This window comes from Myroides sp. C15-4, assembly GCF_050522745.1.
Taxonomy (GTDB): Bacteria; Bacteroidota; Bacteroidia; order Flavobacteriales; family Flavobacteriaceae; genus Flavobacterium.
This window is the reverse complement of sequence record NZ_JBMVQX010000082.1, coordinates 1-2061: the sequence shown is the minus strand read 5'-3', so window position 1 is coordinate 2061 and position 2061 is coordinate 1. Positions and strand designations below refer to the sequence as shown.

At 37.9% G+C, this 2061-nt stretch carries 1 pseudogene; it reads left to right on the top strand.

Annotation, left to right across the window (positions count from 1 at the left end):
- Window positions 1–1635: pseudogene (locus ACPDHL_RS16145) on the top strand (hypothetical protein); the annotation flags it as partial.
- Window positions 1636–2061: the final 426 nt, after the last annotated feature.

Below are 2061 nucleotides of genomic sequence, written 5' to 3'. Positions count from 1 at the left end.
GCTACGGGCGCTGACGGAAAATCAGCACTGGAACTCTGGGCTGAACAACCCGAAAATACAGGCAAAACAGAAGCAGATTTCTTAGCAGCATTAAAAGGAGAAAAAGGAACCGATGGAACAAATGGACAATCGGCTTATGAGCTTTGGGCTGAAAAACCCGAAAATACAGGCAAAACAGAAGCAGATTTCTTAGCAGCATTAAAAGGAGAAAAGGGAGATAAAGGCGACAGAGGAGCTACGGGCGCTGACGGAAAATCAGCACTGGAACTCTGGGCTGAACAACCCGAAAATGCAGGTAAAACAGAAACTGACTTCTTAGCAGCATTGAAAGGAGAAAAGGGAACCGATGGAATAAATGGACAATCGGCTTATGAGCTTTGGGCTGAACAACCCGAAAATACAGGCAAAACAGAAGCAGATTTCTTAGCAGCATTAAAAGGAGAAAAAGGAACCGATGGAACAAATGGACAATCGGCTTATGAGCTTTGGGCTGAAAAACCCGAAAATGCGGGTAAAACAGAAACTGACTTCTTAGCAGCATTGAAAGGAGAAAAAGGAACCGATGGAACGAATGGACAATCGGCTTATGAGCTTTGGGCTGAAAAACCCGAAAATACAGGTAAAACAGAAGCAGATTTCTTAGCAGCATTAAAAGGAGATAAAGGAGATAAAGGAGCAGATGGGCAATCGGCTTATGAACTTTGGGCTGAAAAACCCGAGAATGCTGGTAAAACAGAAGCAGACTTCTTAGTAGCATTAAAAGGAGAAAAAGGAACCGATGGAACTAATGGACAATCAGCTTATGAACTTTGGACTCAAATACCAGAAAATACAGGCAAAACAGAAGCGGATTTCTTAACAGCATTAAAAGGTCCACAAGGGGAAAAAGGGGATACAGGACACTCTACCTTTGAACTGTGGAAAACCCTTGCAGGAAATGAGGACAAAACTCTAGATGATTTTATTGCTGAACAAAAGGCTGACCCCAAAACAACTAAATTAGTAGACAATCAAAACAATACGTTTACCTATTATAATGAAATCGAGGTAGACAATGCGGGAACACCTATAACGGGAACTGGAGTAACCTTTCCTACGCGTACAGGGTATAGCTTAACGAATTTTATCAACAATCCTACTAGTCGTGTTGGTACTTCTGTTAATTTCACCTATAATGAAGTAACCCTCTCGTCAATGCGCACTGAAAAAACAATTGACACCATTACCTTTGACGTTTTTGAAGCGATTAACAAACCTAAAATGATAAGTTACTCATTCGACTTACATCATTTTCTTGTTTTAAATACATCTGGTACACCAAACAAACACATTAAAATATACCAAATCATAAAAATATATGTCAATAATATAGAAGTATATAAAACAACAGTTTATCCAGATTATCCAGCTCAAATATCATCAACTATTCGTAATCTGCACACAAAACAATTTGATCTAACTAATGTCCCTTTAACACCCAAAAACAATAAACTAAAACTAGTCATCCAAGCTGGTAATCTTGGAACCTCCGTAGCCAATAATACAGGGACTACACAAGGTACATTCGCAACTGGTAGTTCAATCATAACAACTATACTTTGTACCGATTCAAGCCTAGCGCTATACGAAAAATAACGACGAATAAACGGGCAATCTTGTGGAGCATAGTAAGCCCAACTAAAAAGCAATTGAAACCACATTAAACTTACAATCTTGAGGTCGTTTAGGAATACGACCTCAAGATTGTTTTTTTTTTTACCATATCCTCTTTTGGGTATTCATTTTCTTTTTCCAACAAACACAAAGTGTAGCTTCCTTGTATTACTAAAAGAATAAACGTTTGTTCAAGCAGCTAAAAATCTACTTTCTCTCCCCCATGTATCAAAAATAAAGGACTGGGGGGCCAAACAACCGAATGCGAAATAATCAATTCCTTTTAAAAAAAACAAAATTATTGAAAAAGGTTTACAGTTTTTCATTTTTACGAATTGTTAAATCTCAAAACAATGAACCAAATAAGCACACTAACGACCTAATGTTACAGGCTTTAACACTGATTTA